7 protein-coding genes and 1 pseudogene are annotated in these 7651 nt (G+C 49.5%); 6 read left to right on the forward strand and 2 right to left on the reverse strand.

Annotation, left to right across the window (positions count from 1 at the left end; all coding sequences use genetic code 11):
* From ACRC27_RS08295 to ACRC27_RS08320, 6 genes are all read left to right on the forward strand, one after another.
* A partial coding sequence (locus tag ACRC27_RS08295) for an FHIPEP family type III secretion protein (protein WP_438639654.1) occupies positions 1 to 293 on the forward strand: 293 nt, incomplete at its 5' end.
* A gap of 59 nt (positions 294 to 352) precedes the next feature.
* Positions 353 to 2359 carry a sulfatase-like hydrolase/transferase gene (locus ACRC27_RS08300; RefSeq protein ID WP_438639655.1) on the forward strand — a complete coding sequence of 669 codons (2007 nt, stop codon included), beginning with the start codon at positions 353 to 355 and terminating at the stop codon, positions 2357 to 2359.
* Positions 2360 to 2367: 8 nt separating this feature from the next.
* Positions 2368 to 2838 carry an adenylyltransferase/cytidyltransferase family protein gene (locus ACRC27_RS08305; RefSeq protein ID WP_233672324.1) on the forward strand — a complete coding sequence of 157 codons (471 nt, stop codon included), beginning with the start codon at positions 2368 to 2370 and terminating at the stop codon, positions 2836 to 2838.
* The gene (locus tag ACRC27_RS08310; protein ID WP_084977084.1) at positions 2839 to 3843 is read left to right on the forward strand and encodes a putative 2-aminoethylphosphonate ABC transporter substrate-binding protein; all 1005 of its coding nucleotides are present in this window, start codon (positions 2839 to 2841) and stop codon (positions 3841 to 3843) included.
* Between the two features lie 7 nt (positions 3844 to 3850).
* On the forward strand, positions 3851 to 4849 hold the full coding sequence (locus ACRC27_RS08315; RefSeq protein ID WP_106911577.1) for an ABC transporter ATP-binding protein: 999 nt from the start codon (positions 3851 to 3853) through the stop codon (positions 4847 to 4849).
* A complete protein-coding gene (locus tag ACRC27_RS08320; RefSeq protein ID WP_438639656.1) occupies positions 4837 to 6561 on the forward strand; it encodes an ABC transporter permease subunit in 1725 nt (574 codons plus the stop codon). Before ACRC27_RS08315 ends, ACRC27_RS08320 begins: the two co-directional genes overlap by 13 nt.
* Here ACRC27_RS08320 and ACRC27_RS08325 read toward each other — a convergent pair.
* Both ACRC27_RS08325 and ACRC27_RS08330 read right to left on the reverse strand, forming a co-directional pair.
* Positions 6536 to 7255 (reverse strand): class I SAM-dependent methyltransferase, encoded by a 720-nt coding sequence (locus ACRC27_RS08325; RefSeq protein ID WP_152135455.1) that lies wholly within the window; start codon positions 7253 to 7255, stop codon positions 6536 to 6538. The two genes, ACRC27_RS08320 and ACRC27_RS08325, sit on opposite strands and share 26 nt — an antisense overlap.
* Positions 7256 to 7460: 205 nt before the next feature.
* Positions 7461 to 7651: pseudogene (locus ACRC27_RS08330) on the reverse strand (glutamine--fructose-6-phosphate transaminase (isomerizing)); the annotation flags it as partial.

Here is a 7651-nt window from a genome sequence, read left to right on the forward strand (position 1 = left end):
CCGAACTGGAAAATATCCTGCTCGGCGCCCTGAGCCAGGCGCAGCAAGCCGGCCACGTCCAACTCGATGGCTTTGCTCTCGAACCGGGCGTGATTGAAAAACTGCAGTACAGCCTGCCACAAGTGGTCGACAACATGCGTATGGCTGGGCACGCACCACTGCTGATGGTTATGCCACAGCTGCGCCCATTACTGTCACGCTACGCCCGCGTCTGCGCCCCGGGTCTGAGCGTACTTTCGTTTAATGAAATTCCTGATGACAAGAATGTGTCAGTGGTAGGGAATTTGGGGTAACGCCCGCGTAATCCGCAGGCTACGTCTGCGGATTACCTCAGTAAATAACGGATAACATCATGATCAGCACGTTACAAACCTCCAGTGCGCTGGCCAAAAAAGGTCGGCTGTTTTTGCTCACCAATAAAATGGCCCAAGCGCAAGAGGCCCTTCAACAGCTCGAAGCACTCGGCCCTCTCGATCTCAATGGCGCGCTACTAAAACTAAAATTCGCCCAAAAAACCGAGCAGCTCGCCAACCTAGATCCCGCATTTATACGCGAAATTAATCAGCGTTTTGAGCTCAACACTGAAATTAGTTCGCTGCTCGCCGCTTACTATGCGGCCGTCGGAGACACGACCGAAGCCTATCGGCTGGCGTTACACGCCCATGATCAAGAGGCCGCGCTAAAACTCATCAGTCATCTGGATGACTTGTTGCCTGAAGAACAGCGCCAACAGATCAAAATGCGCACTCTCGGCGAACTTAATGGCTACCAACGCGTATTCCCACTGGATGTCACCGGCCAATGTGTGTTTGGACAAGGTATCTCTATCAATAACAAAGAGTACGCCGTCGGTATGTATGACCGCAGCCGAGAAGAGCGCACAAACTCCGGGATCTTAAGTTTATCCGGTGAGCAACAGCGTATGCTGGTGGGCTGTGAATTATTGCCAGGTCAAGCGCATACCCAGTATCAATATCAGGCCGATGAAAAATGCCTGTTACCAATCATGCCGACTCATGCGCAACAGCCCATCAATATTACTGTGAATGATGAGCACTACTTGCTGCATACGCTGCCAGAAAAACGCTTTCATTATTTGCCGTTCAATGCCGGTGATAATCTCAGCCTCAGCGCTCAGCATCCGGTTATGATTGGCGATCCAATCACTTTACGGCGTGAATCTGCTGGCCCAGCTCTGGTGTTAACTATTTTTGTTGATGGGTTGTCACAAAAATTCATCGAACAAGAGGGCGGATTGTCCGCTTTAATGCCAAACACGGCAGCCTTCTTTGCCGAAGGAACCCAGTTTGAAAACTGCTACAGCAGTGGTGAATGGACATATGTTTCTCTCGCCAGCATTTTTAGCGGTTTGTATACCTATAACCACCGCATGTTCCATCCCGCCAAAGACAGCCAAACACTGTTACGCACGCCAACCTATACCGAGGTGTTCCAGCAAGCGGGTTACTTCTGTAGCCAAATTTCGGGAGATTGGCGCAGTACGCCGGTCACGGGTTATGGCAAAGGCATGGATCGCTTCTTGTATCAGCCCGCTATGTTGGCCATGGATAGCCGACACGTCATTCAAGAGACGCTCGAGCATTTAGATACCTTTGGTGAAAAGAATAACTGGATGTGGATCTGTCTACCGGATCTGCATGACATTGCCGATGAGTTTACTACCAGCATCAGTCATCAAGCAAAAACCCCATTAGCTCACCGTGTGAGTGAAAAAACCGGTGAGACTAGCGTACGCAAAAAGCGCAGCGCTGCCAAAGTGTTCCAATATCGAGAGCAAGTGGCCTATGTTGACCGCCAACTGAAAGTGCTGTTCGACTATATCCGCAGCCACTATGAGCAGAACGATATTATCGTGTCACTGGTGTCCGATCATGGTCAGTCCTACCTGATCGAATCAGATTTCTTTATGGATGAAGAGCGCACCAAAGTGCCACTTTATATGACTGGCCGCAATATTCCAGCCATACACAGCCAGGAGTTGGTACAGCATTTTGATCTGTTCCGTAGCGTTCTGCACTGTGCCGGAATTCCCGATCCACTACACAATGATGCCAACTTGCCACAAACACTGGGCGGCTCCAGCGCGCGCTCACAAATTTTTACCGAAAGTCTGTTCCCGGATGCCCCTTACTATGCGTGCATCATCGATGAAAGGCATAAATATTGCTTAACTTCGCAGGGAAAAACATCCAATGACGGAATGATCGATCTGGGTCAAATTGAAACGCAACTGTTCTGCCAGCACGAAAATGCTGATAGCGAAGAAGAGCAACAAACCGTGGCAACTCAGATGCTGAACCAGATTATCCGCAATACCATGCCATTTATTAACAAGTAGTGGAGTCTATGGAAAAGAGAATTCTGGTGGATATGTCAGCCACCTTAATCCATCACGGACATATTCGGCTGCTGAAAAAAGCCAGCGAATTGGGGCGCGTCATTGTCGCCCTCACTACCGATGACGAAATTCAAACCAAAAAAGGCTATACCGCCGAGCTCAATTACGCCGAGCGTAAGGAGATCTTGGAAAGCATCCGCTACGTGGATGAAGTTATTCCTTGTAACTGGCTCATCGATCACGATTTTTTAATCGAGCATAACATCGATTATCTGGTACATGGTTGCGATAACGCCAATCACATTCCTGAGCATAAGTTGGTCATATTTCCACGAACTGACGGGATCAGTAGCTCCGATTTGCGCGAACGCGTTTTAGACAGTCTGGTTTCCATGAATCTCAGCGGTAAAAAAGGGCCATCCGATAAGATCGCCCATATGCTGATCACCGCGATTAAAAATGAATTTAAGCTGGATTAAATGAACAAACTTTGCAGATTACTGGCTTGGATGCTGTGCTGTGCAACATACACCAGCGCCGTACACGCCGCACAACCGACCACGTTACTGGTATACACCGCAATTGAAAATGAATTGCTGGATACCTATAAAACACAATTTGAGCAGCGTCACCCAGATATAAAAATCAATTGGGTACGTGACTCAACCGGGGTGATCACAGCCAAATTACTGGCGGAAAAGGACGCGCCCAAGGCAGATGCCGTAATTGGTGTAGCCGCCACCAGTTTGATGCTATTGAAGCAGCAAAACCTGCTACAACCTTACCAACCGGCAGGCTTCGCTCAGCTATTGCCAAGCATGCGCGATCAAGATACCCCGCCACAATGGATTGGCATGAACGCATGGGCCACGTCGCTGTGTATCAACACGCGGTTAATGAAAAAATATAACCTGCCCTATCCAAAAACTTGGCAGGATTTAACCAACCCGATTTACCACGATCAAATTGCGGCGCCCAATCCCCTCTCCTCCGGCTCCGGTTTTATGAATTTATCGGCGTGGATCCAGATGTGGGGTGAAGAAAAGGCATGGCAATACAACGATGCGCTGAATAAAAACGTAAAAATGTACGTTCACTCTGGTAGCAAACCTTGTAGCTTAGCCGCACAAGGGGAAGTGGCCATAGGCCTTTCCTCCTCGGCGTTTGCCCAGAAGCTGCTCAAGCGTCGCGCACCAATCGAACTCGTGACCTTCAGTGAGGGAACCGGCTGGGAAATGGAGGCGGGTGGCATTATCCGTGGCACTGCGCACCAAAAAGCCGCGCAGACACTGCTCGATTGGCTCGCCTCTGAAGATGTCGCCAAAATTGGGGCCGATTTCTCAGGCATAACCGCTCGCCAAGCCTTCATGACCGAAGAAGGTAAAGCTATTTATAAGGCGATGATCCCAAACAATTTGCCGTGGGCCGCCGAACAACGGGATGCGATTTTGGCGACTTGGCGCCAACACTACGAGCAACGGTAAGCATACTATGTCTGAGTTTTTGGCATTGCAGCATATCGTCAAAGAATACGGCAGCTTCCGCGCTCTACACGGCGTATCGCTGACGGTCAAACAAGGTGAGTTTGTCTGTTTTCTTGGGCCTTCCGGCTGCGGAAAAACCACCTTACTGAATATCATTGCCGGCTTACAGCCGGCAGATCAAGGTCAGCAGTTTTTCCAAGGCCATGACATTAGCCATCTGCCCGCGAGTCAGCGCGGTTTTGGCATGGTATTTCAAAACTACGCACTATTTCCTAATCTGAAAGTAAGCGACAACATCACCTACGGCCTACGCGGCCGACAGTGGCCTCGCACGCGTCGCCAAGCGCGCGCAGATGAATTGTTATCGCTCATTGGTTTGTCCCATACCGCCCAGCATTACCCACAACAACTGTCTGGTGGCCAACAACAACGGGTAGCACTAGCACGTGCGCTAGCCAATCATCCCCCGCTACTCTTGTTAGATGAACCCTTATCCGCTCTGGATGCGCGCGTACGTTTAACCCTGCGTTGTGAGTTAAAGCGGCTACAAACTCAACTCGGCCTCACCGTGATCATGGTGACCCATGACCAAGAAGAGGCTATGGCTCTGGCCGACCGCATCGTGGTCATGAATCAAGGGATGATCGAACAAATCGGTACGCCAGAAGCGCTGTATTTCCACCCAAAAAATCGGTTCGTGGCTGAATTCATCGGCAACATGAATATTATTGAGCCATCCGCCGCAAGCAATGAAGGCACATGGGGGATCCGTTATGAGCAAATCGCGGTACATCCCGCAGATGAGCTCACACTACGTCAGCCCGATACGCAAGTGATGCGTCTGGAATGTGCGCAATTGATTGGGCCGTTTTATCGTTTGTGCTTATTAATGAGCGATCAAAAAACACGAATATTTGCAGATCTGCCCCCCGAGCAAGCGCGCCCACTGCTGCAACATTCGCTGGTAGCAGTCAGCCTACCGCAGGACAAGCGATGCCAGCTATAACCTCACGCTCTCGTTTATCGGTTACCGCTCGCCACCACCTCACTGCATTGGCGGCATTCGGGTGTCTATTGGTACTCGCGGGTGGTATTTTACTGCCGATCGTGACGTTACTGCGTTACAGTCTACAAGACAGTAACGGGCAATTTAATGGCATCACCAACCTGCTGCAGCTACTGCATACTCCCGGCCTAGTATCGGCACTAGAACACTCCTTAGCGATCAGTGCATTGGTCACGCTACTCAGCGTCACCCTTGCGTACTTGATTGCCTATGGGCTAACGAAAACGCGTCTCGCTGGTCGCACTTTGCTGCAATTAAGTTTACAGCTACCGCTGTGTGTCCCATCGATTTTGCCGTGCTTAGGATTAATGTACCTGTTTGGTGGTCAGGGTGTATTCAGTGACTACATCGATATTCCGCTTTATGGGCCACTCGGCGTAACGCTGGGTGGGGTCTTATTTACCCTTCCTCACGCGGTATTACTGCTGTGCACCACTCTGCGAGCCATTGATCCTCGGCTGTATCAAGCCGCAGAAATGCTCGGCGCTGGTAACGGACGTCAATTTTTTACCATCACCCTGCCTAACAGCTTGTATGGGATCATCAGTGCCTGTTTTGTTGTATTCACGCTAACGATGACCGACTTCGGGATTGCTAAAGTCCTGGCGGGCCAATACAACCTGCTGGCGACCGAAATTTATCAACAAATCATCGGGCTACACAATTTCCCCATGGGTGCTGCGCTGAGTTTATTGCTGCTGCTTCCTATGTTACTGGCCTTCATCGTCGACAACTGGGCGCGGAAAAAACAAGCACGTCTCTCTGGCGTTTTTGATTCAGCCCTACCGGGAAAATCGTTGCTGCGCGATAGCCTATTTACCTTGCTGTGCTGGCTGCCGACACTGGTCATTGTTAGTGTGATTGGCGTGGTAGTTTGGGGCTCATTCATTAACTATTGGCCCTATGATTTTACGTTAACCTTAGACAACTATCGCTTCGCCGCCTTAGGCTATAGCTGGCAGTCGTATCTTAACTCGCTACAATTTGCTTTCAGTGTTGCTCTTTGCGGTAGTCTCTTTTGCTTTATCGTGGCCTATCTGGCACAGCGCGCTGCGATTTGGCCACCACTCAAAACGGGATTGCGCCTATTAAGCCTACTACCACTGAGTGTGCCTGGCACCGTGCTTGGCTTAGCTTATCTACTAACATTTAGCAGTGTCTCGGCATGGACCAACGGCATGCTGATATTGGTTATCAATACCGTGATCCATCTTTTTTCCGTGCCGTTTTTATCCAGCAGTACCACTCTACTGCAAATCAACCCACGCTACGAAGCTGCAGGCACCGTGTCTGGCGTCAATCGCGGTATCACTTTTTACAAGGTGATCGTACCGCTCAGCCAATCAACGCTAGTTGACTCGTTTTTCTACTTGTTTACCAACGCATTAACCACGGTTTCCGCCGTGATCTTCCTTTATGGCCCTAACACGATGTTAGCGTCAATTGCGGTATTGAATATGGATGATGCCGGAGATTTAGCCGCCGCCTCCGCCATGGGAAGTGTATTACTCCTCACGGCATTAAGTGCACGCGCCATTTATAGACTGTTGGTTCGCCTGCAACAGCCTCGATGTATCACGATGAGTGCACCATCTCAAGTCACCGCGGACATCAATACCTCACCGCTTAAGATAGCGTCGCCATTACATTGAAGCGAAATGATGAGTTTTTATATTCGCGCACTGCATGCGGGAAAATAGTCACCGAATGGCACCCTCGGGCAGTCAGCATCTCCGTAATCAAGCCTTGCTGATAAAACTGATGCGGGTGATGTTGATAACGCTGCTGATATTCATGCGGAGTTTTATAACCCGACATCCGTTCAGCATGATAATCCGACTCTTTTCTTTGATCGTTCAAATCCAGCAAAAACAGGGTTCCTCCGGATTTTAGACAGGTCAACATCGCGTCGATCACCTGTTCGGCATATTGCATCGACGGGAAATACTGAAAAACCGAATGGGATAAAACCATATCATATTGATTCGCTGGAAATAACCTGTCACGAGCCTCACCAGCAACAAACACTCCCGACAGATGCGTGCGCGCAATATCCACTAATGCCGAGCTGTAATCACTTCCCGCTATCGCACAGCCACTGAGCTGCTGTAAAGCCAATAACAATGCACCACTACCACAACCAAACTCTAAAACAGACGATGCAGAGTCAAGCTGAGCACGAGCCACTAAATCTTCGGCCATATGTAGCCATTGCGACTCCGAGTAATCGCCACAACCAGTATCAAAACCATTAGCCTGAATTAATGCCGATAACAACGAGTGGCTATCGCTGAGAGTTTTACTCTCCCAGACATTACGCCAATTATTAAAGCCACCATTTATCATCTTGTCTTATTTCCGTCCGATTCATCTCTCCTATTTTAGAAACGACACTTTCACCGCAGAACTAACAACCAAGATCACACAATCTAGTCACACAATTAAAACAAACAGGGTGACACAAATAAAAATCCCCACCTCTAATTAGAGTATGGGGATTTTTAGAATTAAATTAACCGTATCAGTGTAGAAAGATAGCTACGCTATATTCTTACTCCACCGTCACCGACTTCGCCAAGTTACGCGGCTGATCCACATCGGTCCCCTTGTTCACGGCCACGTGATAAGAGAGCAGCTGCAGTGGGATGGTGTAGAAAATCGGCGCGACATCTTCTTCTACCGGCGGCAGCGGGATGATCTTCATGCCCTCTTCATCACGAAAACCGGCGTCTTGAGCAGCAA

The sequence above is a fragment of the Plesiomonas sp. genome, from assembly GCF_051650925.1.
Taxonomy (GTDB): domain Bacteria; phylum Pseudomonadota; class Gammaproteobacteria; order Enterobacterales; family CAMTGL01; genus Plesiomonas.